Source organism: Ruegeria sp. AP7 (assembly GCF_056539905.1).
On record NZ_JBQFVT010000001.1, the window covers coordinates 164,849 to 189,306 of the forward strand.

The window sequence follows — 24,458 nt, forward strand, 5'->3', positions numbered from 1 at the left end:
GGTCAAACATATAGAGGCTGCTTAGGTCGCTTCCAAGCGGCTTTGTATCCGTTCGCGTGCGGCCTTACTGTCGTTGAAGCTGAGACCCATGGCAATGCGGGCCTCTTCGACGATCTTGACCTCGCCTTCATCCGTATTGCCGTCGGCCAGAACCACCTCCCAAAGCGCGTCCAGAGCCGCCAGACGTTCGTTCAGGTTGGTGGTTTCGCGGATCAGTTTGCCGAACGTGTCAGTTTCGGGGGCGGCTGCGTGCAGCTTCTCACAAGTGGCGCGGACCTTGGCGGCCTCGATCGCGTTGTGCTGGTAGAGACGCGCAAGGATGCGGTCGATCAGGCTGATCTCTTCCAGCTTATAGTCGCGATCGGCCTGTGCCACGCGCACCAGCAGCGCCCCCAAAGCCAGTTCGGCATCAGGATCGGGCAACTTGTCATGTTGCGGCGGCCGGAAGGCCTGGAAGAATTTTTTCAACATGAGGTCAAGATATTCCGTAATTCGAGGCGCGCCAAGCGGTGCTAGCCCTCATAGCCTTGAATAATCACAAGATCAGCGGTTGAAACCGGATCGCGAAGGGCTTTGGCGGCCTGATATCCTGCACTTTCATAACAGGCCAGGGCCTGTTCATAGCTGGGAAACTCGATCACGACTGTACGGGCGCGGGCTTTGCCCTCGACCTCGGTTCTTTCACCGCCACGCACCAGAAATTTGCCGCCATATTCGGCAAAAGGGGCCGCGTTGGCAGCGACATACGATTTGTAGGTTTCGATGTCGTCTACATCGACATGGGCGACCCAATAACCTCTGGCCACGGCAATTCCTCCGCTGGTATCTGATGCAAGGTGCGGAGGAACCGCATAAAATGCAATCCCTTAAAAGTGGATCAACCGCCTGTTTGCAGCGCCTCGCGGACTTTGTCCTGCAGCCAAGCGATCATTTGCCGATAAGGCACCGGGCCATAGCTGATCCGCGCCACGCCGAGTTTTGCAAGCGTTGGCGTATCCGGCGTGCCGGGCAGGGCGATGATGTTGACGGGCAGGTCGGTGGCTTCGCAAAGCTGGCCAATCATCGCTTCGTCTTTCAGTCCCGGTGCAAAGAAGCCGCGGGCCCCAGCTTCGGCATAGGCTTTGGCGCGGGCCATGGCATCATCCAGCATCGCCTGGTCATGCGTTTCCGGAGCCGCCTTGAGGAAAATATCGGTGCGGGCGTTGATGAAAGCAGGCACACCCGCAACATCGCAAGATTCGCGCATGGCGGCGACACGCGCGGCTTGGGTTTCAATGTCATAAAGCTCTTTAGTACCAATAATTTGGTCTTCGAAGTTGAAGCCGACTACGCCGGTTTCCAGCGCGCGTTTGACATTGGCCGATATGCCAAAAGTATCTTCGGCATAGGCGCCTTCAAGGTCCATCGTAACCGGGATATCGACCGCCTCAACAATGCGGCGGGCGTTGTCCAGCGCCGCATCAAAGGGGATGTTCTGCCCATCCGAAAACCCCTGCGCCATCGCGACCGGAGCACTGCCGGTCGCTAGTGCCTTGGCCCCCGCATCGCGCACCGCGGCGGCGCTGCCGGGGTCCCAGATATTGTAAAGGATGACCGGATCGCCCTTCTTATGCAGGGCGGCAAAGGTCTCTGCTTGGATAATCTGGTTGGTCATGGCCGGTCTCCTGTCGCTGCTATGGCGGCAGTTAACCGTGTAACTGGTCGGCGCGTAAAGATATTTCGCGCCGAGGGGTACAATACTGTTATCGGTCCGTGATCAGACCAGGCGCGAGGTGTCTTTCGCGGCGCGCACGAACTCGCGGAATAGGGGGTGCGGATCGAAGGGTTTGGATTTCAGTTCCGGGTGGTACTGAACGCCGATGAACCATGGATGATCCGACCATTCGACGATTTCCGGCAGGCGGCCATCCGGCGACATGCCCGAGAAGTTCAGGCCCGCTTTTTCCAGCTTGTCGCGGTACTTGATGTCAACTTCATAGCGGTGTCGGTGGCGCTCCTCGATCTGGGTGCTGCCATAGACATCTGCGACTTTCGAGCCTTCGGCCAGGACGGCGTTATAGGCGCCTAGGCGCATGGTGCCGCCCTTGTCATCACCGACTTTGCGTTCGACCTTGTGGTTGCCCTGCACCCATTCCTTGAGGTGGTAAACAACGGGCTCAAAACGCTTTTTCCCGGCCTCATGGTCGAATTCTTCGGACCCGGCCTCGGTGATTCCCGCCGCATTGCGTGCAGCTTCGATCACCGCCATCTGCATGCCCAGACAGATGCCCAGATAGGGCACCTTGTGCTCGCGCGCGTATTGAGCGGCCTTGATCTTGCCTTCAGTGCCGCGTTCGCCAAACCCTCCGGGGACGAGGATGGCGTGGAAACCTTCGAGATGGGGGGCGGCGTCTTCGGTATCGAACACCTCGGCATCAACCCATTCGACCTTGACCTTGACCCGGTTGGCCATGCCGCCATGCGTCAACGCCTCAGCGATTGACTTATAAGCGTCTTCCAACTGCGTGTATTTGCCGACGATCGCGACCTTCACTTCGCCCTCTGCGTTGTGAATGCGGTCGCTGACATCCTCCCACTTGGCCAGATCGGGCTTGGGGGCAGGGCTGATCTGGAACGCGTCCAAAACCGCCTGATCCAGACTTTCGCGGTGATAGGCCAACGGGGCGTCGTAGATGGTGCTGAGGTCCTGCGCAGCGATCACACTATCGGGGCGGACGTTACAGAATAGGGCAAGCTTTTCACGCTCTTTGGTTGGAATTGGTCCTTCCGAGCGACACACCAGAATATCGGGGGCCAAACCAATCGATCGTAGTTCCTTGACCGAGTGCTGGGTTGGCTTGGTTTTCAACTCGCCCGACGCCTTGATGTAGGGCAGCAGCGTCAGATGCATGAAAAGGCACTGACCGCGCGGCTTGTCTTGGCTGAACTGACGAATGGCTTCAAAGAAGGGCAGGCCTTCGATATCGCCCACTGTGCCGCCAATTTCGCAGAGCATGAAATCAACCTCATCCTCCCCAATGGCGATGAAATCCTTGATCTCATTGGTGACGTGCGGGATCACCTGAATGGTTTTGCCGAGGTAATCTCCTCGGCGCTCTTTCTCCAGCACGTTGGAATAAATCCGTCCTGAACTGACCGAGTCGGTTTTGCGTGCGGCCACGCCGGTGAATCGCTCATAGTGGCCAAGGTCAAGATCGGTCTCGGCCCCGTCATCGGTCACAAACACTTCGCCATGTTCGAAGGGCGACATGGTGCCCGGATCAACGTTCAGGTAGGGGTCCAGCTTGCGCAGACGCACCGAATACCCTCGGGCCTGTAACAGCGCGCCCAGAGCCGCCGAAGCCAGTCCTTTGCCCAAGGACGAAACCACACCACCAGTGATGAATATAAAACGCGCCATGTTGTTCGGCTGCTCCCGTGAGACGTCATTATCAGCTGCCCGGCGGCTTACAAAAAACCGCTGCATCACGGGACTTCACATATAAAGGATTCGCGCACATAGCGCAAGAGAACCGCAAGATGCTGTTGCAGTTCCCTTATGAATTTCTAGGTTTTGTGGCTTAGTCGGCAGCCTGCGGGATCAGCGGAGCGTCATCGCCTTGTGCTGGCGGCAGCAGTTCATCCGCAGATGGAACCGCCGGAGCGCTTTCCTCAGCCGGTGCCGGAGCAGGTACGCCCAAACGATCAATTACTGAGCTGCCCGAAGATTTCTGAGCGGCCAGAATCGTCAGCGTGATCGAGGTTACGATGAAACACGCAGCCAGGATCCAGGTCAGCTTGCCCAGAGCGGTCGCTGCCGCGCGGCCCGTCATGGCCCCGCCGCCACCGCCACCCATGCCAAGGCCACCGCCTTCGGAACGTTGCATCAGCACAACGACAATCAGGCCCAATGCCAGAAGAAGGTGGATGATGAGAACAACGTTTTCCATGGTGGTCCTGTACAGCGTGGCGTGTATCGCGTGGTACTTATGCAAGTTTGCCAGCGGGGGCAAGTCACGAGTTGGCATCACGAGCAGTGATGTTTCATATCACACCAAAGAGACTGGACAGGGTGCGGTTCTGTCGCGCAGGCTGCGCCCCATGCCACATGATGATCACGACCACCCGCACGCCCTGTTGCCTCCTGAACCCGCGCTTCGCGTCAAAGCGCTTGAAACGATTCTGACCCGCAAAGGCCTGATCGATCCGGCCGCTTTGGATGAGATCATTGATACCTATCAAAACAAGATCGGCCCGCAAAACGGCGCGCGAGTCGTTGCCAAGGCCTGGAGCGATCCTGATTTCAAGGCCGCGTTGCTGGAAGATGCCACTTTGGTCGTGGCTGATCTGGGGTATTACGGTCGGCAGGGTGAACACTTGGTTGTGGTGGAAAACACGCCCGAGCAGCACAACATGGTCGTATGCACTTTGTGCAGCTGTTATCCGTGGCCGCTGCTGGGTATCCCCCCCGGCTGGTACAAATCCGACGCCTACCGCGCCCGCGCCGTGCGCGAGCCGCGCAAGGTTCTGGCCGAATTTGGCGTGACGCTGCCCGAAGGTACATCGGTACGGGTGTGGGACTCGACCGCCGAGATTCGCTATCTTGTCCTGCCGATGCGTCCGGAGGGGAGCGAGGGGCTGAGCGAGGAAGAACTCGCCGCGCTGGTCACCCGTAACAGTATGATCGGCACCGGGCTGCCCAAGGTGCCATCATGACGCGGGTTCATGACATGGGAGGGCGTTTTGGCGATGGCGCGGTTGTGCCGGAGGCTGAGGACGCTCCGGTCTTTGCGGAAGACTGGCACGCGCGGGCTTTGGCCGTGACAGTGGCTTCAGATTTTCTGGGTCAGTGGAACATCGATATCAAACGCCATGCTCGAGAATGCTTGTTACCACAAGACTACAGCCGTTTCTCGTATTATGAGAAATGGATATCTGCGTTGGCGGACATGCTGGTTGATAAAGGCGTGCTGACATTGGATGACCTGCGTGGAGTGGAACGGGAAACTACGCACCCTTTGGCCGAGCGAGCCATAAAGGCGGAAGAGGTAGCAAGTGCGTTGGCCAAGGGCGGACCCTCAGAACGCCCGTCGGACATTGCCGTTCGGTTTCAGTCGGGCGACGCGGTGCAGACTTTGCGACGCTCGGCCAACCGTTTGGCTGAGGGCGGTCACACCCGTTTACCCGCCTATGCCGCGGGCGCGACCGGGCGCGTCGTTAGGCTGCATGGCACCCATGTGCTGCCGGATTCCAACGCCCATGGATTGGGTGAGGCTCCTGAACCTTTGTACGCAGTCGCGTTTCCCGCATCGGAGCTTTGGGCAAATCCTGAGCATCCGGCGGATAAGGTCGTATTGGACCTGTGGCAATCTTATCTGGGGCCCGCATGAGCGATTGTATCACCCAATCGGCCCCGGAGCCGATTCTCGCCGAGCCCTGGCACGCGCAGGTTTTTGCAGTCACCGTAGCTTTGAACGAAGCGGACCGGTTTGATTGGTCGGACTGGGCAGAGCGGTTTTCCAATACTTTGAAACGGAACGGCCTCAAAAAAGAACTGGATGGTGGTGATGATTACTTTCACGCTTGGTTGGAGACCTTGGAGGCGCTGCTGGCTGAGCAGGGAGAAGCACCCACTAATGATGTCCAAGATTTTCGTAATGCATGGGAAGAGGCCTATCTGACAACACCCCACGGTCACCCCGTACACTTGCGCTAAAAGCAGAAGGGGCGCTGCCCCCGCCGCCCGTCCGGGCGGCTCCCCCGAGGTACTTTTGGCCAGATGAAGCAGGGGATCCGTTTTTCATCTGGCCCAAAACACCTCCGCCGGAGGCATCGCGCGCAGCGCGATTCTCAACTGCGGCGAAATATCGGTTTCCCTGCCGTCTGTGCCCCGCTATATGAGCCGGGTTTGATTATTCAGCGCAAAAGGACCGGATATGGCCAACGTGGTTGTTGTCGGCGCCCAGTGGGGTGACGAAGGAAAAGGCAAGATCGTCGACTGGCTCAGCGAGCGTGCAGACGTGATCGCGCGTTTTCAGGGTGGACATAATGCCGGGCACACACTGGTCATTGAGGGCGAGGTATACAAACTGCACGCGCTGCCTTCGGGCGTGGTGCGCGGCGGCAAGCTGAGTGTGATCGGCAATGGTGTTGTTCTTGATCCGTGGCACCTGATCAAAGAGATCGGAACAATCCGTGCACAAGGCGTCGATATCACGCCTGAGACGCTGATGATTGCTGAAAACACTCCGCTGATCCTGCCGTTCCATGGCGAGTTGGATCGTGCGCGCGAGAGCCAGAATTCGGTCGCCAAGATAGGGACGACCGGTCGCGGGATCGGTCCGTGTTATGAGGACAAGGTCGGGCGTCGCGTGATCCGCGTGGCTGACCTGGCCGATCACGCAACGCTGGCGCTGCGGGTGGATCGGGCGCTGGTCCATCACAACGCGCTGCGCAATGGTTTGGGGCTTGATCCGATTGATCGGGATGCGTTGATCGCGCAGCTGAAAGAGATCGCGCCGCAGATTTTGCCTTTCGCAGCACCGGTGTGGAAGGTGCTGAATGAGAAGCGCAAGGCGGGCAAGCGTATCCTGTTCGAAGGCGCGCAGGGCGCGTTGCTGGATATTGATTTCGGGACCTATCCGTTTGTGACATCGTCAAATGTGATTGCCGGCCAGGCCTCAACGGGCGTCGGAATCGGACCGGGCTCGATCGACTTCGTTCTGGGCATCGTCAAGGCTTACACGACCCGCGTGGGTGAGGGGCCATTCCCCACCGAGTTGGATGATGCAGATGGCCAGCGTCTGGGCGAACGGGGACATGAGTTCGGCACGACGACGGGTCGCAAGCGACGCTGCGGGTGGTTCGACGCCTGTCTGGTACGCCAAACCTGTGCGACCAGCGGTGTGAACGGCATATCGCTGACCAAATTGGATGTTCTGGATGGGTTCGAGACGTTGAAAATCTGCGTTGGATACGAGCTGGATGGCAAACGTCTGGACTATCTGCCGACAGCCGCCGATCAACAGGCGCGCTGCACGCCGATCTACGAAGAGATGCCGGGGTGGAGCGAATCGACAGAAGGTGCACGCAGCTGGGCTGATCTGCCGGCCAACGCGATCAAATATGTGCGCCGGGTCGAGGAACTGATCGATTGCCCGGTTGCCCTATTGTCCACCAGCCCGGAGCGGGAGGATACCATTTTGGTGACCGACCCGTTTGCAGACTGATGAGCGGCGGCGAAAAACCCGGCCTCAGCTACAAAGCACGGCGGCGCTGGTCTCTGGTACTGCTGCTGGTCGGGTTGCCAGTCTATATCGTTGCGGTTGTGACTATCGTGAACTGGCTGGACCGCCCGCCAATCTGGCTGGAGCTTTTGGTCTATGTCGCGTTGGGCATTCTATGGGCATTACCCTTCAAGTTTGTCTTTCGTGGTGTGGGTAAAGAAGACCCAGATCAGGATCAAAATTAGACTTTCCGACTGCTGGTGCGTCATTCGCGAGGCACGCTGACTGCAGCGTAAACGCGTTGCAGGTAAGGGCGGTTAGGGTATGAACAAAGGGCTTTTCGCGGCGTTCGCCGTGTCTTGTGCCGCATATGGCGCTCAGGCTGGAGACTGGAACTACACGGTTGCACCCTATGATTGGGGACCAGAATTCAGGACCTCCCTTGATATGGGGCCGAACCCGCCGGTGAACGGGGACACCTCGATCTTCAGTATTCTAAAGGGGTCCTTTCTGATTGCAGGCGAGGCCCGAAATGGCCGATGGTCCATTGGATGCGAGTTCAACTACCTGAACCTTGGAGACGATGTTTCCATCGGACTATTTGACAACGCATCCAGTTGAGAGCTTGAGGGCACCATGACATCGCTGGGGGCCGGTTTCGCGGTTTATGAAGATAATCAGTCGCGGCTGGAAGCGATTGCCGGGCTGCGCCATTGGAATCTTGATGTTTCAACCACGGTGCTGGATCGCACATTCAGCATGGATCAAAGTTGGACTGACCCATTGGTTGGAGCGCGCTACAGTTGTGCTCTGAACGATCGATGGAGTGTCACCGCGATGGGAAACATTGGCGGCTTTGGTTATTGTTCAGAGTTACAGTGAGATGCGCTGGTACAAGCCAGCTAGAAATGGCGACCTGGCATCAGCGTCGCCGGTGGGTGCCGCCATCTGGATGTTGTGTTTCAAGATGGACGTGAAGTGATCGATCTGATCCTGACCGGCCCCTACGTGGCGTTGGCCTTATTATTCTAATCTGGTTGGTCGCGCCGAAGCCGCGCTATTAAGAGAATTAGGGCCAGAGTATCCTCTGGCCCTACTACGACTCGAGGGGGGTAATGGATACGCTGGGACCTAGCCCGCAGCGCGTTCGTCGTCATTGGGGCGGAAGCCGATTTCGGTTGAGGCGGCGAAACGACCACCTCCGGCTTTCTCGATCTTGCCATCGCGAAGCAACTGACCGAACGAGCGCAGGCTTTCTTCGCGATTAAACGCATCTTGCTTAAGCGAGCGGACCTTGTTCATAAGTTGCGGGCGCGAGAACTGCTCTTGACCTTCGATAAAGGACAGATAGGCAGCTGCAGCTTCAAGCAGATCAGGCAGCGACTGGGCGCCCTGTTCCTGTGCGAAAGTGGCAAATCCGCCTTCTTCTTCACCCGTGTCTTCATCAGTTGAAGTGATCCGGCGCGGCGTAACAGGGCCAGTATCGGCGTTCTCGGTATCGATGCGCTGTTCGGCAACCAGCTTCAAGGGGGCAGCCGATTCTGGGGTCGGGCGCTGGCTGGTGACTTCAACCGCGGGACGACGTGGATTGACGACTGATGCCAGATCGCCGCGAAAATCATCTTCGGGTGTCTTTGTCTTGTCGCTTACGGCTTCGCGTTCGGCCTCGGTCGCGGCGACCGCAGCGCGCAAGTGCGAGTAGGTTTCACGCTGATCGCTGGTAGCGGGATCGTCCAGCTGAACATCTGCTTCGTCCATCAGGCGCGAGACGTCTTCATCTGGTCCGGAAATACTGGGCACGTCGGCTTCAGCATTTGCTTCGAGTTCGGATTCAACAAGCGCGATCTCATCCAACAAAAGCGCTTCTTCCTCGACCGAGATGATGCCGTGCTCGATTCCGGTCAATGCCTCAGAGGCAACGCTGCTGGCTTCATCGCCTAGAATGTTTGATGGGTTTTCTTCCTCGACTTCAGGCGCCTCATCATCCAGATCAGAAAACAGAACGTCGTTTTCCGTTACATCAGCTGTGGCAGGTTCCGACGCTTCGATTTCTTCAGCTTCATCCGCCGATTCCGCGGTAGCGACCAATGCACTTAGATCGTCGGAGGTCTCCTCAACCGTTTCATCTGAGGTCTCTTCAACCAATTCATCGGAGCTTTCTGGTTCCGTAACATGAGCCGCCTTGTCGGCCTGTGCTTCGGCTAACTCTTCGATGTGTTCCGGTTCGGCAGTCAGCTCGGGCTCGGGCGCAGGGAAGGTATCCTCTTCTGTTTCCTGCAAGTCGGCGGGATCCAATGCGCCTGCTTCAAAGGCGGCAGAGATGGCATCAACCTTTGGCTTCACAGGCTGAAGATAGCTGGAGTCTTCGTCCTCTGAATAGCCGGGGGAGACTTCTTCGGAATGCGAAACCACAGCCCGGATGCGCTGGAGTTTGGCCGCAATACTGTCCGCCGCAGGGCTATCCGCTGCAGGAGCGGAATGTGCCGCGACGGGCGCAGGGGCGGGGGGAACGACATCGGTGGTCTGTACAGGTGCAGGCTCAGGCGCACTCGCGACTGCAGCGGGGGTCGGTACTGCAGGGGCGTCGGTCTCGGTCGCGCGTAGCAGCAGACCGGTGTCGTTCTGACTGGCTTCTACCTTTCGTGCGACATCGCGCTGGGCGATGCGGGTCAGCATCTCGGCATCGGGCTGAGGGGGCTCAGAACCAAAATAGCGGTCGTCCGCCGCGAGATCCCGGAAGTACTCGGCTATGGCTTTCATCGTTTCAAATGAATCGTCGAAGCCTTCGAGCGTGCATGAAAAGGTTCCGTAAGAAACGGTAAGTACCTTGTTGTTCTGTACCATCAGACGCATGTCCTTTACAAACTACCAGGCCGATCGCCAGACACAGCAGCAGCAATCGACTCGAAACTCTAGTCATGAAGCTACCATTTTGTGGTTTCATTATGTCCAAAACCGGGAATTATGGTCAATCTTGTGGAATCTGGGGTGATTGTTCAGGCTGAAATGCCAATCGGTCTGTTTGGCGGGGGGGAAATCACATCTGAAGATGTGAGTCTGGTCCTGAATCGCGTCAAAAGCGCTGTTGCAGCGGATGGGGGCGCTGCCGCGTTGATTGATTCGGGTCGAATTCCGGATGCGGTGATCGGCGATTTCGATTCGCTTTCATCCAGTCTTCGCGCGCAAATACCGGCTGATCGGCTGTATCCAATATCCGAACAGAACAGCACCGATTTCGACAAAGCCCTTCGAAATGTCAGTGCCCCGGTTGTCCTGGCAGCGGGATTTCTGGGCGCTCGGGTTGATCATCAGTTGGTCGCGTTCAATACACTCGTTCGCTTGCAGGACCGGCCCTGTATCCTGTTAGGGGCACGCGAGATAGTGTTTCACGCGCCTCCCCAGATCCGGCTGGAATTGACTGCTGGAGATACCGTTTCTCTGTTCCCTTTGCGACGGGTGACCGGGCGCAGCGATGGGCTTGAATGGCCGATCAACGATCTCGTGCTTGAGCCGGATGGGCAGGTCGGAACCTCGAACCGGGCACTGGGTGCACTCGCACTTGAGGTGGATGCGCCGGGTCTGCTTGCGATCCTGCCGCGCACCGCGTTGGATCAGGTCATGCAGGCGTTTCTGTCGGGCCAGACCGGGCATTGGCCCGTTCGTGCAGGATGACATAAAGCCCGGCAGCGATAGTGATGCCGATGCCAAGCGCGGCAAGGCCGTTGGGCAGGTCGTGGAAAATCAACCAGCCAATCAGGGTGGCGACGGGAATTTCAAGATATTGCATCGGGGCGAGGGTCGCGGACGGTGCATAGCGCAGCGACCACGTCATCAGAAGATGTGCCACAGTGCCCAGCACGCCGATGCCCAGCAGCAGCCAAAGCGTTTCACCCTTGGGCATCGCCAATGACATGGCGGGCAGGTCAGCCTGAGAGCCCACATAGACGATCGGCAACAAGAGAGCTGTCGCCATAGCCCCCGAAACCGCTTGCAGCGCAATCGGGTCTGTTTCTTTGGCAATCTGGCGTGTGACCAGCATGAACAGAGCAAAGACCACGGCGACGATCAAAGGCAGTAACGCAGGAGCGCCAACCTGCGCAAAGCTAGGTTGGATGACGAGCAAAGTGCCGATGAAACCCACGACACAGGCAATCAGGCGGCGCGGACCGACTTGTTCGCCAAGAACGTACTTGCCCAGCAGCAGCATGATAAACGGCATCACAAAAGCAATGGCGACAGTATCGGCCAGCGGCATATATTGCAGCGCGGTAAACATCGCCGCGATCCCAACAATGTGCAGCAGCGTACGGACCATCGTCAGACGCAGGACCATTGATGTCATCCGCCACGGCTTGCCGGTCACAGCGATGAGCGGGATCAGGATCATCGCTTGCACACCGAACCGCACCAGAACCAACAAACCCAGCGCAATGGTTTCGCCCAACAGCTTCGCCATCCCGTCACCAAGCGGAGCGAGCACGCAAAAGCCGAGCATCAATACGATGCCAAAAACGGGACGATCCTGAGTCATGTGCGCGACGCTAGCGTTTTCGCGGCAGAGGGGGAAGCTCTGATCTCAGGTGTCGGATAGGGGTTGGACTTTGGTGTAATCCGGGCCGATGCAGGTGGGCAGGCCATCACCAAGCTGCAGCCAGCTTAGCTTTTCCTCGTGCGCGACATGCAAGGTCGGGGTCAGCGCTTCGGGGTTTTCTAGCGTTGCCACATAGAGGTGCATCACATCCGACATCACGGTAGACCGAAAGGATATAGGCGTACCGCAATGGGGGCAAAAACTGCGCTCGACCCCGGGGGAGGAGTTAAACCTTGTCGGCTGTTCTCCGGTCCAGCGCCAATTGCCGTCGCGCACCCCGAAATAGGTGGTCATCGGGGCCGCGCATTGGCGACGGCAGCTATCGCAATGGCAGGTGACACAGGATAGAACCGGAGGGTCAACCTCGTATCCGATCTTGCCGCATAGGCAATGTCCACGCATGTCACCCGCTCTTTCTCGCTGTCAGATCAGCAGTTCGGCACGTTGACGGCCAGCCCGCCCAATGAGGTTTCCTTGTACTTCGCGTGCATATCCTCGCCGGTCTGGCGCATAGTTTCAATGGCTGCGTCCAGGGGCATGAAGTGCTTACCGTCACCGCGCAGGGCGAGTGACGCTGCCGAAACGGCCTTGATCGCGCCAAGGCCATTGCGTTCGATACAAGGCACCTGCACCAAGCCCGCGACCGGGTCGCATGTCATGCCGAGGTGATGTTCGAGCGCGATCTCGGCGGCGTTTTCCACCTGCTCGGGCGTACCACCCATCACAGCGCACATGCCGGCGGCAGCCATGGCCGAGGCACTTCCGACCTCTGCCTGACAGCCCGCCTCGGCGCCCGAGATCGAGGCGTTGAACTTGACCAGACCGCCGATGGCGGCCGCGGTGAGCAGGAAATCCTCGACATGGCTTTCGGACGCGCCGGGGACATGATCGAGGTAATAACGCAAGACTGAAGGCAGCACGCCTGCCGCGCCATTGGTGGGGGCGGTTACAACCTGACCTCCAGCGGCGTTTTCCTCGTTCACGGCCATCGCATAGACGCTCATCCAGTCATTGATCGTATGCGGCGCGTTCAGGTTCATGCCGCGTTCGGCCAGCAGGGCATCGTGGATCCCCTTGGCCCGGCGGCGCACGCTAAGGCCACCGGGCAGGATGCCGTCAGTTTTAAGGCCACGCTCGATGCAGTCATTCATGACCTGCCAAAGACGTGCCGTGCCTTTGGCAAAGCTATCCGCGCAACCGCGCGCGATTTCATTTTCGCGCTTCATCTGAGCGATGCTTTTGCCGTTGTCCTTGGCCATCTGCAGCATTTCCGCCGCGGATTTGAACGGGAAGGGCACAGGCGCACCTTCGTCAGTTGCCTTGCCTTCAGCCAGTTCTTCTTCGGTCAGGACAAAGCCGCCACCAATGGAATAATAGACCTGACGCAATATGACATCGCCTTGTGCGTCGGTGGCCATCAGGATCATGCCGTTGGCGTGGCCGGGCAGATTGTTGTCGTAGTCAAATATCAGATCGGCCTTAGGATCGAAGCTTAGCGTAGGCAACCCTTCTGGGGTTACCGTATGCGTATCGGAAATCTGCGTCAGCGCGGCCTCGGCCTTTTCGCTGTCATACGTGTCGGGCACGAACCCGGCGAGACCAAGAATCGTAGCGCGGTCAGTCGCGTGGCCGACGCCGGTGAAAGCAAGTGACCCATGCAGGGAACCGCGCAACCCCGCAAATTCAAACGGTGATGCACGCATCAGATCAAGAAACCGTGCGGCGGCGACCATAGGGCCCATGGTGTGTGACGACGATGGGCCAATGCCCACTTTGAACATATCGAAAACTGAGAGAAACATGTCAGGTAGCTGAGCCTTCTGGAGGGGTGGCGTACGTTGGAGATGTGAACGGCGTCGCCCCCAAACCCTCGGCGGCGATGACCGATCGGGTTGCCGGGCGAAATTCGAGTTGATGCAGTATCTTTTGCAAATAGGGTGTGTCGGCCAGCTGATACCAACTGCGGTCAGCCTTGGCGGGATAAAGCGCCATCCAGCGCATCATGCAGGCGACATAGACGGTCAGGGCCGAGGGCACCTGCGTGTTGAACCAATCGGGCGCGCCTTGGGCCAAATCATCCAGCCGCTTCAGATGCTGGCGCAATCTGGGGCGAATACCGGCACGCAACGCTTCAGCCTGTGCTGCGTCGATGTATTTCTCAGCGTAGAACAGGATGCGCAGATCGGCATGCAATGTGTTTGAAGCAAAGAACAGCCATTTCAGAAACGCCGCCCGATCGGCGCTTTCGGGCGCGGGGGCCATCTGTCGGTGCGTGTCGGTCAGCCACAACAGGATTGCGGCAGTCTCGAAAATTGGCCCTTGTGGTGTTTCCAATACGGGAATCAGCCCATTGGGATTCAGTGCACGATAAGCGGCACTGTCTTGTGCGTTACGTGTGCGATCGACCAGCGCCGTCTCATACGTCAAGCCCATCTCTTCCAAAGCCAATCGGATTATCAGCGAGGCATTGTCGGGGGCATAGTGAAGGCGATAAGTCGATTCCATGACGTCTTTCTAGAGTGTCTGGCGACCAGTATAGTGATCGATTACGACGTTTCCTATAGGAAACTCGTCGTTAAGTGTTAAGTTAGCGCTGCGATCGAGTGAATTGCCTCTCGCAGTTGCGCGGGGCATTCCCTATAAGTCCGTCAATATTCTGAGGGGAAGCTGCCATGATCAAGGATTTGTCGCCCATCGACAAAGCAAAATATGTTGCGGCCTGCCGTGCCGCCGATCTTGTCCAAAGTGGAATGCGCGTGGGCCTGGGGACTGGGTCGACCGCCGCGTGGCTGGTCCGCCGTCTAGGCGAGAGGGTGCGCGACGAAGGTCTGTCGATCAAAGGCGTTCCGACCTCGACCGCGACCGCGCAATTGGCGCGGGAAGAGGGGATCGAGGTTATCTCGCTGGATCAGGCTGGATGGTTGGACCTGACCATAGACGGCGCGGATGAATTCGATGGTGAATTCAATCTGATCAAGGGCGGCGGTGCTGCGCTGCTGCAGGAAAAGATCGTGGCCACGGCCAGCGACCAGATGGTGGTGATCGCCGATGCCGGCAAAGAGGTCGAGACCCTGGGCGCGTTCCCCCTGCCGGTTGAAGTGATCCCATTCGGCTGGCAGACCACCCGCACGCTGATCGAAGAGGCGCTGGACACGATGGATGTGCTGGGCACCTCAGTTACTTTGCGGATGAATGGCGAGGCCCCCAAGGTCACGGATGAGGGCAATCACATCTTGGACCTGCACCTCAAACGGATCGGAAATGCGCGGCAGTTGGCGCTGGTGATGAACCAGATCCCCGGCGTGGTTGAGAACGGACTCTTCATCGACATTTGCGATAAGGTGATCGTCGGCCATGGTGACGGGCGCGTTGAACTGCGCGACCTCAATGAAGGCACTGTGCTGACCAACATGCTGGGCGAGGGTGGGGACAACCTGTTCTCCGATCTGGCAGATTAAGGTCGGGTCAGATAGCGCGGCGGGTACCTGATGAAATCTTGATATTTCAGCGCTCAGGGGTTGGCAGTTTGAATTTTGCGCCCAGATATCCACTGAATTTTAGCCACGCGGCAAGCAAAGGAACGCATGTATGAGCTTTGACTATGATCTGTTCGTCATCGGAGGTGGTTCGGGTGGTGTACGCGCGGCGCGTGTAGCTGCGGGTGAGACCGGTGCCAAAGTGGCGCTGGCAGAAGAGGATCGTTACGGCGGAACCTGCGTGATCCGCGGCTGTGTGCCCAAAAAATTGATGGTTTTTGCCAGCGAATTTTCTGGGATGGTCGGAGATGCTCAGGCATTCGGTTGGGATGTTCGGCCCGGTGAGTTCGACTGGAATTTATTCCATGGCAAGTTGATGACCGAGTTGGACCGTTTGGAGGGCGTCTATCGCAACATCCTTAAAAACAACGGTGTCGAAAGCTTTGATCAGAGGGCCCGTGTGGTCGATCCGCATACGGTTGAACTGGCTGACGGGACGCGCAAGACCGCTAAGCACATCCTGATCGCCACGGGTGGGCGTCCGGTTGTGCCCGAGTTTCCCGGCTCGGATCTGGCGATCACCTCAAACGAGATATTCCATCTGGAAAAATTACCCGAAAACATCCTGATTGTGGGTGGCGGCTATATCGCAAGTGAGTTTGCCGGCATCATGAACGGATTAGGGGTGAAGACCACCCAGTTCTATCGTGGACCTCAGATTTTGCGCGGCTTCGACGAAGAAGCGCGCGGCCTGATCTGCGACCAGATGCGCCGGAACGGCATTGATGTGCGCCTGGAAACCAACGTAGTCGAAATGACCAAAGATGGCGACAAGATCCGTGTCAAAGCCACAGATGGCAGTGAAGATCAGTTCGATGTGGTGATGTATGCCACCGGCCGCGCACCCAATGCAGATGATCTCGGGCTCGAGGCGCTGGGTGTCGAACGCGGCCGCAAGGGCGAGATCATCGTTGATGAATACAGCCAGACCGGCGTGCCATCGATCTACGCCATTGGCGATGTGACGGATCGGGTGAACCTGACTCCAGTTGCGATCCGGGAAAGCATGGCCTTTGTCGAGACGGTTTTCAAGGGCAACCCGACCCCAGTGGATCACGAACTGATCCCGACCGCGATCTTCACGCAGCCAGAAATGGGCACAGTAGGCCTCAGCGAAGAAGAGGCGGCTGCGCAGGAATCGATCGAGGTTTATGCGACTTCGTTCAAGCCCATGCAGAAGTCATTTGCAGGTGGCTCGCAGAAGGTTCTGATGAAGCTGATCGTGTCGCAGGCCACCCGCAAGGTGTTGGGCTGTCACATTGTGGCTCCGGGCGCGGGCGAGATGATCCAACTGGCTGGAATTGCCGTGAAGATGGGGGCCACCAAAGAAGATTTCGACCGCACTGTTGCAGTTCACCCAGTCATGGCTGAAGAACTGGTGACAATGCGGCAACCTGTGCGCACGGCTTGATTTGCAAGCGCGCGCACACACGTTACAAGGGAACCCGTGATCACACGGTCCAATATAAGGGAAAAGATACATATGGCGGGCAACAGCGGCGGCCCCTGGGGGGGCGGAGGCTCATCTGGAGGCGGAGGAAATCGGGGTAACAACGGGGACGGGCGCAAGCCCCCCGAAGGCGACGGCCCGCAGATCCCCGAGATCGACGAGCTGATGAAAAAAGGCCAGGAGCAGCTGCGCGTCCTCATGGGCGGTCGCGGCGGCGGTGGCCGTGGGACCAATGGCAAAGGCGGCGGCGGTGGTCCGGCATTTACCAAGGGCACAATTGCAATTGGTGTGCTGGTGGCAGCGGGCCTCTGGGCTGCGGCGAGCTTCTACACCGTTAAACCCGAAGAACAGTCTGTTGAGCTGTTTTTGGGCGAATTCTCGGCTGTTGGAAATCCAGGTCTGAATTTCGCGCCGTGGCCTCTTGTCACCGCAGAGGTGATTCCGGTCACTCGCGAACAAAACGAAGACATGGGTGGTGCCCGCGGCAGCGACGATGGTCTGATGCTGACCGGGGACGAGAATGTGGTCGATATCGACTATCAGGTCGTCTGGAACATTAACGACCCGGCCAAATATCTGTTTAACCTGCGCGATCCGCGGCAGACGATCCGTGCCGTTTCGGAATCGGCCATGCGTGAGATCATCGCGCAAAGCGAGCTGGCACCAATCCTGAACCGGGATCGTGGCATTATTGCCGACCGTTTGCAGGAACTGATTCAGGCGACAATGGACAGCTATGATTCAGGTGTGAACATCGTCCGTGTGAACTTCGACAAAGCCGACCCGCCGCAGGACGTGATTGCCGCGTTCCGTGATGTTCAGGCCGCCGCGCAGGAACGTGACCGGTTGCAGAACGTGGCGGATGCTTATGCCAACCGTGTTCTTGCCGAAGCGCGGGGTGAAGCCGCTCAGGTTCTGGAAGAGGCTGAAGCCTATCGTGCCCAGCAGATCAACAGCGCAATGGGTGAGGCCAGTCGTTTCAGTGCGGTTTTGGAAGAGTACTCCAAAGCGCCGGATGTAACCCGCAAACGTCTGTACCTGGAGCGGATGGAGCAGGTTCTGGGCGATGTTGACAAGATCATTCTGGATGAAAACTCGACAGGATCAGGGCAGGGCGTCGTCCCGTATCTGCCGCTGAATGAACTGCGCCGTAGCCCTGCAGGGGAGAGCAACTGATGCGTAAATCGACAATCATTCTGCCGATCGTATTCGTCGCAATCGTCGGCATCCTGTCCTCGATCTTCATCGTGGATGAGCGCGAGCGCGCGCTGGTTCTGCAATTTGGCCGCGTTGTTGCAGTGAAGGAAGAGCCGGGCTTGGCGTTCAAAATCCCGCTGATTCAGGAAGTGGTGCGCTATGATGACCGCATCCTGTCGATCGATGTGCAGCCGCTGGAAGTTACGCCTTTGGACGATCGTCGTCTGGTGGTTGACGCCTTCGCGCGCTACCGGATTTCGGACCTGAACCAGTTCCGTCAGGCGGTCGGTGTCGGTGGCATCCCGGTTGCCGAGGATCGCCTGGACCGTATCCTGCGCGCTGAAACGCGTGAGGTTCTGGGTTCGGTATCGTCCCGTGATATTCTCAGCTCGGACCGTGCTGCGCTGATGCTGCGAATCCGCAACAGTGCGATTGCCGAAGCGCAGGCTCTGGGCGTTAACGTGATCGACGTGCGTCTGAAAGCCACCGATCTGCCGCAGGCGAACCTCGAAGCGACGTTTGACCGGATGAAGGCCGAACGTGAACGTGAAGCCACTGACGAACGTGCCCGTGGTAACGAGGCGGCGCAGCGTGTACGCGCGCAGGCCGACCGGACCGTGGTTGAACTGGTGTCCGACGCAAATCGCGAGGCTGAGATCATTCGCGGTGAAGCTGATGCCGAACGGAACTCGATCTTTGCCGAAGCTTATGGCGCAGACCCGGAATTCTTTGAATTCTATCGCTCGCTGACAGCTTACGAGAACGCCCTGCAAGGCGGCAACAGTTCGTTGATCCTGAGCCCGGATTCAGAGTTCTTCAACTACCTTGCTTCGCCGACCGGACGTCGGGCGCCCGCCGCTGCGGCATCTGAGTAATGGGTATGATCCTTCTGGCCTTTGGGCTGGTACTGATTGTTGAGGGGCTGGCCTATGCGCTGGCCCCTTCGCTTATTGAGCGCATGCTTGAGGCGCTGAGAACTCTGCCTGAACAGGTGCGGCGTTTGGCTGGATTGCTATGTGTCGTCAGCGGTTTGATCCTGTTGTGGGGCGCATATCAGGTCGGTTTTTGATGCGATGGTTTCACGCACCGGTGATTTCCCCGCGATCCCGAGTTGCGGGCTTGGCCAAACTGACTACATTGGTTGCTAAGAAGGGTGATCTTTGGTTGCCCGCAAAAGAAGTGTCGACAAGGAGACCCCAAGTGCAGGCGAAAGCGCGCAGTGTGTCCGTCCGGCGGGACGATGTTATGGTAATGATGCGGCTTATGTGGCTGGCCTTTTTGGGGATGCTGCTGGTTCTTGCACAGTCGGTGGCCGCGCAGTCGCGCGGTGACAGTCTGGCACCGCTTGCTGAAAAGATCAGCCCCGCGGTGGTCAATATTACCACCTCGACCCTGATCGAAGGTCAGACCGGTCCGCAGGGGATCGTGCCCGAAGGCTCTCCGTTCGAGGATTTTTTCCGCGAGTTTCAGGACCGCAATGGCGGGGATGACGAAAACCGCCCGCGCCGCAGCAACGCGCTGGGATCGGGCTTCGTGATTTCGGAAGACGGGTATATCGTCACCAACAACCACGTCATCGCCGAAGCCGATGAAATTCTGGTCGAGTTCTTTCCCGGTGATGGTCAGCCCGCAGAAGAGCTGGTTGCTAAGGTGATCGGCAGGGACGAAAAAACCGATATCGCGTTGCTGAAAGTCGAAGCCGAAGGGCCGTTGAAATATGTCCAATTCGGTGACAGCGATACAGCGCGCGTCGGGGATTGGGTGATTGCGATGGGCAATCCGCTGGGGCAGGGATTTTCGGTCTCGGCCGGGATCGTGTCGGCGCGAAACCGGGCGCTGAGCGGGTCGTATGACGACTATATCCAGACAGACGCGGCGATCAACCGAGGGAACTCGGGCGGTCCGTTGTTCAACATGAATGGCGAAGTGATCGGTGTGAACACAGCGATCCTGTCGCCCAATGGCGGCTCGATCGGGATCGGGTTCTCGATGGCCTCGAACGTGGTGATCAAGGTTGTCGATCAGTTGCGCGAGTTTGGTGAAACCCGCCGCGGCTGGCTGGGCGTGCGCATTCAGGACGTGACCGAGGATATGGCCGAGGCAATGGGTCTGGACAAACCCGGCGGCGCGCTGATCAGCGATGTCCCGGACGGCCCGGCCAAAGAAGCCGGTCTGTTGGCCGGAGATGTGATCATCAGTTTCGATGGTGTCGAGGTCGAAGACACGCGCGGCCTTGTACGGCAAGTGGGTGAGACCACGGTAGGTAAATCCGTGCGCGTCGTTGTGCATCGTGACGGCGGCACGCAAACCGTGCTGGTGACGCTGGGGCGCCGTGAAGATGCCGAGCGCGCCGAAGAAGGTGATGAGCCAGAAATCGAAGCACCGGCGGAAGAGGATAAAGACATTCTGGGTCTGACCATCGCTCCGTTGGACGACAGCCAGCGCGAGGAATTGGGGCTGGATGCCGATGCCGAGGGCCTGTTGGTCACCAATGTGGATGAAGCTTCGGAAGCCTTTGAGAAAGGCCTGCGCACCGGCGATCTGATCACCGAGGCGGGGCAGCAAAAGGTGACTTCAATTGCTGATCTTGAGGCCCGCATGGAAGAGGCGCGAGAGGCTGGGCGCAAATCGCTGTTGCTGTTGGTACGGCGTGGGGGAGAGCCTCGCTTTGTGGCGCTGAGCCTGGAGCCGTAAACGGCATTCCACTCAAAATTTATGAAGGCCGGGTGAATATCCCGGCCTTTCTTCATTTATTCATACTTTGTTAAGAAAGAAGCCATATGCCGGGGAAGGCATATGGCTCTTGTACAGGGAGAGGTCGGTGGACAGATATCGGGGATGATAAAACCGACCTCCTACGGTAACAGGATTGACCTTAGGGCAATCTTGATGCCGCGTATGTGAAGCGGATCACATCCGTGCAAATTTAGATCAGATCAGATTCGGCAAGTTGCCGTAATGCGTCGAAATCGTGGATTTGCAGACCTCCACGCGAGGCTTCGACCACATTGTCGCGCTTCCAAGTCGATATGGTTTTTGACACCGCTTCACGCGTTGCACCGACGAATTCAGCCAGCTCGCTTTGTGACAGCGTGATCCGAGCCGTCGGTGTGTCTTGTTGACCTGCCAAATGCAACAGCTTGCGCGCCAGTCTTATCGGCATTGGCAGGAACACCTGCTCGTTCAACTGATCGCCCATCCAACGCATGCGCACACCCGCGAGGCGGATCAAGTCGACCGCGAGATCGGGGTTCTTTCGGATCTGTTCCATGACATCCTTGTGACGAACGCGAAGGACTTTGGCAGGCTCTGCTGCAGTGACAGTGGCGGTCCGGGGACCGCTGTCGAACAGAGCAATCTCGCCGAACACTTCGCCAGCGCGCATCAGCCTAAGCGACAGTTTACGTCCGCTCATGGCCAAAAAGGATACCTCGAGCTTGCCGGACAGGATAGCATAAAGCGCCTCTCCTGGGTCGCCTTGTTCGAACAGTACATCGCCCCGGTCGAGCGTCAATTCTGTGGCTTGGGCCGCCAGCATTGTGCGCAGCTCTTCAGAGGCTTCGGATAGGAATCCGCTATTGGGGAAAGCCATCATGCGGGCGATTGTCTCCGGAGTTGAGTGGTGCGGGTGGTGCCCCAGCTTTCCACAGCTTGCGTTCTAAGCCAAGAAAATTCATCAGATATTAACGCTGAGTGATCCGAACGCTTACTGATCCGGGTCATCCATATAGCGTTGCAGCATGCTGAACTGCATCATCAGGAACGCCATCAGCGCGATGGGAAAGCCGAAGGTTTCGATCTTGACCCAAAGGTCGGTCGACATTGTTCTCCAGACCAGTTCATTGGCGACCGCAAGCACCGCAAAACAGGCACAGAGTCGGCGCGTCAAGATCATCCAGCCTTCGTCACGCATGGGCAGCATTTCGTCCAGAACGTAAGCCAGGTAGGACTTTCCCTGCAAAAGACCGATCCCAAGGATGGCGGAAAAGAAGCCATAGACCAGCGTTGTTTTCATCTTGAAAAACCGCTCGTCATTGAACCAGGCAGTAAGGCCACCGAAGAAAATCACCATGAACGCAGTGAAAATCTGCATGCGGCTGAGCTTGCCGGTCAGGTACCAGAGGATGCCCATTGCGGCGAGCATCAGCGGTACGAACAGGATGGTGGCGACGATAAAGCCCGAATACTCGGTGCCACCGATCACGAAATTGTCATCACGCAGGCGCAGGTAGATGAAGAAGAAGGCTAGCGGAGGCCCAAGTTCCAGAACCTGTTTGAGGAAAGGGTTGATGTCTTTTTTCTCTGCCATGATTCCAACCTACTGCTTACCCGCCCATTTCAACTATTACGGCACCGAGTGCAATCAATGCCATTAACGCAATGCGCCTGGGGCCGACGGTTTCTTTTAGCACTAGCCAACCGATGAGCGCGGCGAAGACGGTTGAGGTTTCGCGCAGGACGGCGGCTTCTCCGACCTTGTCGAGCCGCGTGGCCAACATGACCGCACCAAAAGACAGCGGTGCGACGATACCGCCGACAAAACCGCGTAGCATCAGGGGGCCGAGTGCTGGTCGTTGAATCATGGCACGGTATCGAAGCGCGGCGTAAATCGGCATGGCGGCTCCGTCGATCATGAAGAACCACGCGAGGAAGGTGAACGGGTCGGCTGTGGCGCGTATGCCGTAGGCGTCATAGGTCGTATAGAGCGCGACAAAGAGGCCAGTGGCAAGCGCCAGTACCAGCGCGATATGTAGCGTGTCACGATTGGTCTCAAGATAGCGCAGGTTATAGGCGGCGAGTCCGAAGATACCTGCCAGCAAAGTGGCCACACCCAGCCATTGAACACCTGTGAATGTCTCGCCAAACAGAATATAGGCCCCGATTACGGTAAACAGCGGGCCAGTACCGCGGACGACAGGATAGACAACCGTGTAGGAGCCTTTGGTATAGGCCAACGCCTGCAGCACCTTGTAGCCGATATGGATCACCCAAACGACGCCAAAGATGGGCCACATATATGGTTCGGGCCATGGGACAACGAAAAAGGCGAAGGGCATCGCCATAAGGCAATAGCAGGCATCGATCGCCCCACGCGACATCCACGGGTCATGGCGCCCCTTTTGGAGCGCGCCGAAGACCGCATGCAGGAAGGCCGCCATCAGCGCGAGGGCGAGGGCGAGGTGGTGGCCTGCTTCGGTGCCTTCGAGGGAGATTAGCCAGTCGCTCAAATCGGGGCTTTCGCTTGGGCGGAGAGAGTGGGGGGCTGTCTGCCCCCCACGCCCCCCGAAGGTATTTTTGGCCAGATGAAGGGGCGGATCAGGTTTGCAGGCCGGTGAGGGCGGCGGCGAATTCTTCGGGGTCGAAGGGGGCGAGGTCGTCAATCTGCTCACCGACGCCAATCGCGTGGATCGGCAGACCGAACTTGTCGGCGAGGGCGACCAATACGCCGCCTTTGGCTGTGCCATCGAGCTTGGTCATCACGAGGCCCGAGACATCGGCGAGGTTGCGGAAGGTTTCGACCTGGCTAAGGGCGTTCTGGCCGGTGGTGGCGTCCAGTACCAGCAGGGTGTTGTGCGGGGCCGTGTCGTCAACCTTGCGGATGACGCGGACGATCTTGGCCAGTTCCTCCATCAGGTCAGCGCGGTTTTGCAGGCGGCCTGCTGTATCAATCATCAGAAGGTCGGCACCTTCGTTTTGCGCTTTGGTCAGGGCATCGAAGGCCAGCGAAGCGGGGTCGGAGCCTTCGGGGGCGGTCAGCACGGGCACACCTGCGCGGTCTCCCCAGACCTGCAGCTGCTCGACAGCGGCGGCGCGGAAGGTGTCTCCGGCGGCGATGACGACCTTTTTGCCTGCGGCTTTGAACTGGCTGGCGAGCTTGCCGATGGTCGTGGTTTTGCCCGAGCCGTTCACGCCTACGACCAACACCACTTGTGGGCGCTTGGGGTAGATTGGCATTGGTTTGGCCACAGGGTCCATCACACGCGCGACTTCCTGCGCCAGCAGCTGTTTGATTTCCTGGGTCGAGAGTTTGCGGCCAAAGCGCCCCTCGGCCATGTTGGACGTAACGCGCAGGGCGGTGTCGACGCCCATGTCCGAGGCGATCAGAAGCTCTTCGAGCTGTTCCAGCATGTCGTCGTCCAGAGTGCGGCGGACGACGGTCTTGGATTCATTTCGACCGAAAAGGCGACCCATCAAACCCTTGGATTCTGGAATCTCTGGGGGTGGAGGCGCCGGTGTAGGATCAGTTGGGATCGGAGCAGGGGGCTCGGCCGGTTGCGGCGCGGGCGTGGGTTCCGGAACCTCGGGAACCGGTTGCGGTTCTGGCTCGGGGTCAGGGATCACGGGGTCAGGTGTGGTTTCCTCGCCGCCATCCTCGACAATCGCATCCAGCCCCTCTTCGAGGCGCGACGAGGATTTGAACAGCTTGTCCTTGAGCTTTGAGAAAAACGCCATTTTTGGTCTCCGCAGGTGTTCCCCTC

Annotated in this window: 28 protein-coding genes; 14 read left to right on the forward strand and 14 right to left on the reverse strand. The window is 58.3% G+C overall.

Annotation, left to right across the window (positions count from 1 at the left end; translation table 11 throughout):
* Window positions 1-21 precede the first annotated feature (21 nt).
* The 5 genes from ACR0KN_RS00820 to secG all read right to left on the reverse strand — a co-directional run bounded on the left by ACR0KN_RS00820 (window position 22) and on the right by secG (window position 3,929).
* Window positions 22-471, reverse strand: a complete 450-nt coding sequence (locus ACR0KN_RS00820; RefSeq protein ID WP_170469179.1) for a tellurite resistance TerB family protein — start codon at window positions 469-471, stop codon at window positions 22-24.
* A 41-nt stretch (window positions 472-512) separates the two neighbouring features.
* Window positions 513-806: a DUF1330 domain-containing protein gene (locus tag ACR0KN_RS00825; protein WP_170469182.1), complete on the reverse strand. Its 294-nt coding sequence runs from the start codon at window positions 804-806 to the stop codon at window positions 513-515.
* 71 nt (window positions 807-877) lie between these two features.
* Window positions 878-1,654, reverse strand: a complete 777-nt coding sequence (locus tag ACR0KN_RS00830; RefSeq protein ID WP_480650693.1) for an isocitrate lyase/PEP mutase family protein — start codon at window positions 1,652-1,654, stop codon at window positions 878-880.
* 102 nt (window positions 1,655-1,756) lie between these two features.
* Window positions 1,757-3,400, reverse strand: a complete 1,644-nt coding sequence (locus ACR0KN_RS00835) for a CTP synthase (RefSeq protein WP_480650695.1) — start codon at window positions 3,398-3,400, stop codon at window positions 1,757-1,759.
* A gap of 160 nt (window positions 3,401-3,560) precedes the next feature.
* On the reverse strand, window positions 3,561-3,929 hold the full coding sequence (gene secG / locus ACR0KN_RS00840; RefSeq protein WP_170469190.1) for a preprotein translocase subunit SecG: 369 nt from the start codon (window positions 3,927-3,929) through the stop codon (window positions 3,561-3,563).
* A gap of 151 nt (window positions 3,930-4,080) precedes the next feature.
* On the opposite strand from secG, the gene nthA reads away from it, so the two are divergent.
* From nthA to ACR0KN_RS00875, 7 genes are all read left to right on the forward strand, one after another.
* A complete protein-coding gene (gene nthA, locus ACR0KN_RS00845) occupies window positions 4,081-4,695 on the forward strand; it encodes a nitrile hydratase subunit alpha (RefSeq protein ID WP_170469193.1) in 615 nt (204 codons plus the stop codon).
* On the forward strand, window positions 4,692-5,369 hold the full coding sequence (gene nthB, locus ACR0KN_RS00850; protein WP_480650697.1) for a nitrile hydratase subunit beta: 678 nt from the start codon (window positions 4,692-4,694) through the stop codon (window positions 5,367-5,369). The genes nthA and nthB overlap by 4 nt, the downstream gene beginning before the upstream one ends.
* Window positions 5,366-5,695 (forward strand): nitrile hydratase accessory protein, encoded by a 330-nt coding sequence (locus tag ACR0KN_RS00855; RefSeq protein WP_480650699.1) that lies wholly within the window; start codon window positions 5,366-5,368, stop codon window positions 5,693-5,695. Before nthB ends, ACR0KN_RS00855 begins: the two co-directional genes overlap by 4 nt.
* 220 nt (window positions 5,696-5,915) lie before the next feature.
* Complete coding sequence (locus tag ACR0KN_RS00860) at window positions 5,916-7,208, forward strand: adenylosuccinate synthase (protein ID WP_480650701.1); 1,293 nt, start codon at window positions 5,916-5,918, stop codon at window positions 7,206-7,208.
* Complete coding sequence (locus ACR0KN_RS00865) at window positions 7,208-7,450, forward strand: DUF2842 domain-containing protein (RefSeq protein WP_170538968.1); 243 nt, start codon at window positions 7,208-7,210, stop codon at window positions 7,448-7,450. The genes ACR0KN_RS00860 and ACR0KN_RS00865 overlap by 1 nt, the downstream gene beginning before the upstream one ends.
* 79 nt (window positions 7,451-7,529) lie before the next feature.
* Window positions 7,530-7,826, forward strand: a complete 297-nt coding sequence (locus tag ACR0KN_RS00870) for a hypothetical protein (RefSeq protein ID WP_170538970.1) — start codon at window positions 7,530-7,532, stop codon at window positions 7,824-7,826.
* Between the two features lie 15 nt (window positions 7,827-7,841).
* Complete coding sequence (locus ACR0KN_RS00875; RefSeq protein WP_170538972.1) at window positions 7,842-8,087, forward strand: hypothetical protein; 246 nt, start codon at window positions 7,842-7,844, stop codon at window positions 8,085-8,087.
* 249 nt (window positions 8,088-8,336) lie between these two features.
* Here the strand turns inward: ACR0KN_RS00875 and ACR0KN_RS00880 are convergent, their stop codons facing one another.
* The gene (locus tag ACR0KN_RS00880; RefSeq protein WP_480651746.1) at window positions 8,337-10,049 is read right to left on the reverse strand and encodes a hypothetical protein; all 1,713 of its coding nucleotides are present in this window, start codon (window positions 10,047-10,049) and stop codon (window positions 8,337-8,339) included.
* 120 nt (window positions 10,050-10,169) lie between these two features.
* On the opposite strand from ACR0KN_RS00880, the gene ACR0KN_RS00885 reads away from it, so the two are divergent.
* The gene (locus tag ACR0KN_RS00885; RefSeq protein WP_480650704.1) at window positions 10,170-10,877 is read left to right on the forward strand and encodes a thiamine diphosphokinase; all 708 of its coding nucleotides are present in this window, start codon (window positions 10,170-10,172) and stop codon (window positions 10,875-10,877) included.
* Here ACR0KN_RS00885 and ACR0KN_RS00890 read toward each other — a convergent pair.
* Genes ACR0KN_RS00890 through ACR0KN_RS00905 form a run of 4 tightly spaced genes read right to left on the reverse strand, consistent with a single transcriptional unit; the run spans window position 10,822 to window position 14,301 of the window.
* The gene (locus ACR0KN_RS00890; protein WP_480650706.1) at window positions 10,822-11,736 is read right to left on the reverse strand and encodes a DMT family transporter; all 915 of its coding nucleotides are present in this window, start codon (window positions 11,734-11,736) and stop codon (window positions 10,822-10,824) included. The genes ACR0KN_RS00885 and ACR0KN_RS00890 overlap by 56 nt on opposite strands.
* 45 nt (window positions 11,737-11,781) lie before the next feature.
* Window positions 11,782-12,198 carry a GFA family protein gene (locus tag ACR0KN_RS00895; RefSeq protein WP_170469215.1) on the reverse strand — a complete coding sequence of 139 codons (417 nt, stop codon included), beginning with the start codon at window positions 12,196-12,198 and terminating at the stop codon, window positions 11,782-11,784.
* A 26-nt stretch (window positions 12,199-12,224) separates the two neighbouring features.
* The gene (locus ACR0KN_RS00900; RefSeq protein ID WP_480650708.1) at window positions 12,225-13,598 is read right to left on the reverse strand and encodes an L-serine ammonia-lyase; all 1,374 of its coding nucleotides are present in this window, start codon (window positions 13,596-13,598) and stop codon (window positions 12,225-12,227) included.
* A gap of 1 nt (window position 13,599) precedes the next feature.
* Complete coding sequence (locus ACR0KN_RS00905) at window positions 13,600-14,301, reverse strand: glutathione S-transferase family protein (protein ID WP_480650710.1); 702 nt, start codon at window positions 14,299-14,301, stop codon at window positions 13,600-13,602.
* 167 nt (window positions 14,302-14,468) lie between these two features.
* Here ACR0KN_RS00905 and rpiA point away from each other — a divergent pair, with 167 nt between their 5' ends.
* The 6 genes from rpiA to ACR0KN_RS00935 all read left to right on the forward strand — a co-directional run bounded on the left by rpiA (window position 14,469) and on the right by ACR0KN_RS00935 (window position 20,673).
* Window positions 14,469-15,254 carry a ribose-5-phosphate isomerase RpiA gene (rpiA, locus tag ACR0KN_RS00910; protein ID WP_010439210.1) on the forward strand — a complete coding sequence of 262 codons (786 nt, stop codon included), beginning with the start codon at window positions 14,469-14,471 and terminating at the stop codon, window positions 15,252-15,254.
* Window positions 15,255-15,384: 130 nt separating this feature from the next.
* Window positions 15,385-16,743 (forward strand): glutathione-disulfide reductase, encoded by a 1,359-nt coding sequence (gene gor, locus ACR0KN_RS00915; RefSeq protein ID WP_480650712.1) that lies wholly within the window; start codon window positions 15,385-15,387, stop codon window positions 16,741-16,743.
* Window positions 16,744-16,815: 72 nt separating this feature from the next.
* Window positions 16,816-17,958: an FtsH protease activity modulator HflK gene (gene hflK / locus ACR0KN_RS00920; RefSeq protein ID WP_170538986.1), complete on the forward strand. Its 1,143-nt coding sequence runs from the start codon at window positions 16,816-16,818 to the stop codon at window positions 17,956-17,958.
* Window positions 17,958-18,854 carry a protease modulator HflC gene (gene hflC, locus ACR0KN_RS00925; protein WP_010439217.1) on the forward strand — a complete coding sequence of 299 codons (897 nt, stop codon included), beginning with the start codon at window positions 17,958-17,960 and terminating at the stop codon, window positions 18,852-18,854. The genes hflK and hflC overlap by 1 nt, the downstream gene beginning before the upstream one ends.
* A complete protein-coding gene (locus ACR0KN_RS00930; RefSeq protein WP_480650714.1) occupies window positions 18,854-19,048 on the forward strand; it encodes a DUF2065 domain-containing protein in 195 nt (64 codons plus the stop codon). The genes hflC and ACR0KN_RS00930 overlap by 1 nt, the downstream gene beginning before the upstream one ends.
* A 176-nt stretch (window positions 19,049-19,224) precedes the next feature.
* Window positions 19,225-20,673: a DegQ family serine endoprotease gene (locus ACR0KN_RS00935; RefSeq protein WP_480651748.1), complete on the forward strand. Its 1,449-nt coding sequence runs from the start codon at window positions 19,225-19,227 to the stop codon at window positions 20,671-20,673.
* A 232-nt stretch (window positions 20,674-20,905) separates the two neighbouring features.
* Here the strand turns inward: ACR0KN_RS00935 and ACR0KN_RS00940 are convergent, their stop codons facing one another.
* From ACR0KN_RS00940 to ftsY, 4 genes are all read right to left on the reverse strand, one after another.
* A complete protein-coding gene (locus tag ACR0KN_RS00940; protein WP_010439221.1) occupies window positions 20,906-21,574 on the reverse strand; it encodes a Crp/Fnr family transcriptional regulator in 669 nt (222 codons plus the stop codon).
* A 111-nt stretch (window positions 21,575-21,685) separates the two neighbouring features.
* Window positions 21,686-22,288, reverse strand: coding sequence for an inner membrane-spanning protein YciB (locus tag ACR0KN_RS00945; RefSeq protein ID WP_010439223.1), 603 nt, complete (start codon window positions 22,286-22,288; stop codon window positions 21,686-21,688).
* Window positions 22,289-22,304: 16 nt separating this feature from the next.
* Window positions 22,305-23,207 (reverse strand): EamA family transporter, encoded by a 903-nt coding sequence (locus ACR0KN_RS00950; RefSeq protein WP_480650717.1) that lies wholly within the window; start codon window positions 23,205-23,207, stop codon window positions 22,305-22,307.
* Window positions 23,208-23,295: 88 nt separating this feature from the next.
* Window positions 23,296-24,432 carry a signal recognition particle-docking protein FtsY gene (gene ftsY / locus ACR0KN_RS00955; RefSeq protein WP_480650719.1) on the reverse strand — a complete coding sequence of 379 codons (1,137 nt, stop codon included), beginning with the start codon at window positions 24,430-24,432 and terminating at the stop codon, window positions 23,296-23,298.
* Window positions 24,433-24,458 lie beyond the last annotated feature (26 nt).

Excerpts from the sequence above, each read along its gene's own strand:
- hflC (WP_010439217.1), top strand. The coding sequence starts at position 17,958 with ATGCGTAAATCGACAATCATTCTGCCGATCGTATTCGTCGCAATCGTC.
- ACR0KN_RS00830 (WP_480650693.1), bottom strand. The coding sequence starts at position 1,654 with ATGACCAACCAGATTATCCAAGCAGAGACCTTTGCCGCCCTGCATAAG.
- ACR0KN_RS00940 (WP_010439221.1), bottom strand. The coding sequence starts at position 21,574 with ATGATGGCTTTCCCCAATAGCGGATTCCTATCCGAAGCCTCTGAAGAG.
- nthB (WP_480650697.1), top strand. The coding sequence starts at position 4,692 with ATGACGCGGGTTCATGACATGGGAGGGCGTTTTGGCGATGGCGCGGTT.
- ACR0KN_RS00820 (WP_170469179.1), bottom strand. The coding sequence starts at position 471 with ATGTTGAAAAAATTCTTCCAGGCCTTCCGGCCGCCGCAACATGACAAG.
- ACR0KN_RS00930 (WP_480650714.1), top strand. The coding sequence starts at position 18,854 with ATGGGTATGATCCTTCTGGCCTTTGGGCTGGTACTGATTGTTGAGGGG.
- ACR0KN_RS00875 (WP_170538972.1), top strand. The coding sequence starts at position 7,842 with ATGACATCGCTGGGGGCCGGTTTCGCGGTTTATGAAGATAATCAGTCG.
- ACR0KN_RS00870 (WP_170538970.1), top strand. The coding sequence starts at position 7,530 with ATGAACAAAGGGCTTTTCGCGGCGTTCGCCGTGTCTTGTGCCGCATAT.
- ACR0KN_RS00945 (WP_010439223.1), bottom strand. The coding sequence starts at position 22,288 with ATGGCAGAGAAAAAAGACATCAACCCTTTCCTCAAACAGGTTCTGGAA.
- rpiA (WP_010439210.1), top strand. The coding sequence starts at position 14,469 with ATGATCAAGGATTTGTCGCCCATCGACAAAGCAAAATATGTTGCGGCC.
- ACR0KN_RS00835 (WP_480650695.1), bottom strand. The coding sequence starts at position 3,400 with ATGGCGCGTTTTATATTCATCACTGGTGGTGTGGTTTCGTCCTTGGGC.
- ACR0KN_RS00890 (WP_480650706.1), bottom strand. The coding sequence starts at position 11,736 with ATGACTCAGGATCGTCCCGTTTTTGGCATCGTATTGATGCTCGGCTTT.
- ACR0KN_RS00855 (WP_480650699.1), top strand. The coding sequence starts at position 5,366 with ATGAGCGATTGTATCACCCAATCGGCCCCGGAGCCGATTCTCGCCGAG.
- ftsY (WP_480650719.1), bottom strand. The coding sequence starts at position 24,432 with ATGGCGTTTTTCTCAAAGCTCAAGGACAAGCTGTTCAAATCCTCGTCG.
- ACR0KN_RS00895 (WP_170469215.1), bottom strand. The coding sequence starts at position 12,198 with ATGCGTGGACATTGCCTATGCGGCAAGATCGGATACGAGGTTGACCCT.
- ACR0KN_RS00905 (WP_480650710.1), bottom strand. The coding sequence starts at position 14,301 with ATGGAATCGACTTATCGCCTTCACTATGCCCCCGACAATGCCTCGCTG.
- ACR0KN_RS00880 (WP_480651746.1), bottom strand. The coding sequence starts at position 10,049 with ATGGTACAGAACAACAAGGTACTTACCGTTTCTTACGGAACCTTTTCA.
- ACR0KN_RS00885 (WP_480650704.1), top strand. The coding sequence starts at position 10,170 with ATGGTCAATCTTGTGGAATCTGGGGTGATTGTTCAGGCTGAAATGCCA.
- ACR0KN_RS00935 (WP_480651748.1), top strand. The coding sequence starts at position 19,225 with ATGGTAATGATGCGGCTTATGTGGCTGGCCTTTTTGGGGATGCTGCTG.
- ACR0KN_RS00865 (WP_170538968.1), top strand. The coding sequence starts at position 7,208 with ATGAGCGGCGGCGAAAAACCCGGCCTCAGCTACAAAGCACGGCGGCGC.
- hflK (WP_170538986.1), top strand. The coding sequence starts at position 16,816 with ATGGCGGGCAACAGCGGCGGCCCCTGGGGGGGCGGAGGCTCATCTGGA.
- secG (WP_170469190.1), bottom strand. The coding sequence starts at position 3,929 with ATGGAAAACGTTGTTCTCATCATCCACCTTCTTCTGGCATTGGGCCTG.
- ACR0KN_RS00860 (WP_480650701.1), top strand. The coding sequence starts at position 5,916 with ATGGCCAACGTGGTTGTTGTCGGCGCCCAGTGGGGTGACGAAGGAAAA.
- ACR0KN_RS00900 (WP_480650708.1), bottom strand. The coding sequence starts at position 13,598 with ATGTTTCTCTCAGTTTTCGATATGTTCAAAGTGGGCATTGGCCCATCG.
- gor (WP_480650712.1), top strand. The coding sequence starts at position 15,385 with ATGAGCTTTGACTATGATCTGTTCGTCATCGGAGGTGGTTCGGGTGGT.
- nthA (WP_170469193.1), top strand. The coding sequence starts at position 4,081 with ATGCCACATGATGATCACGACCACCCGCACGCCCTGTTGCCTCCTGAA.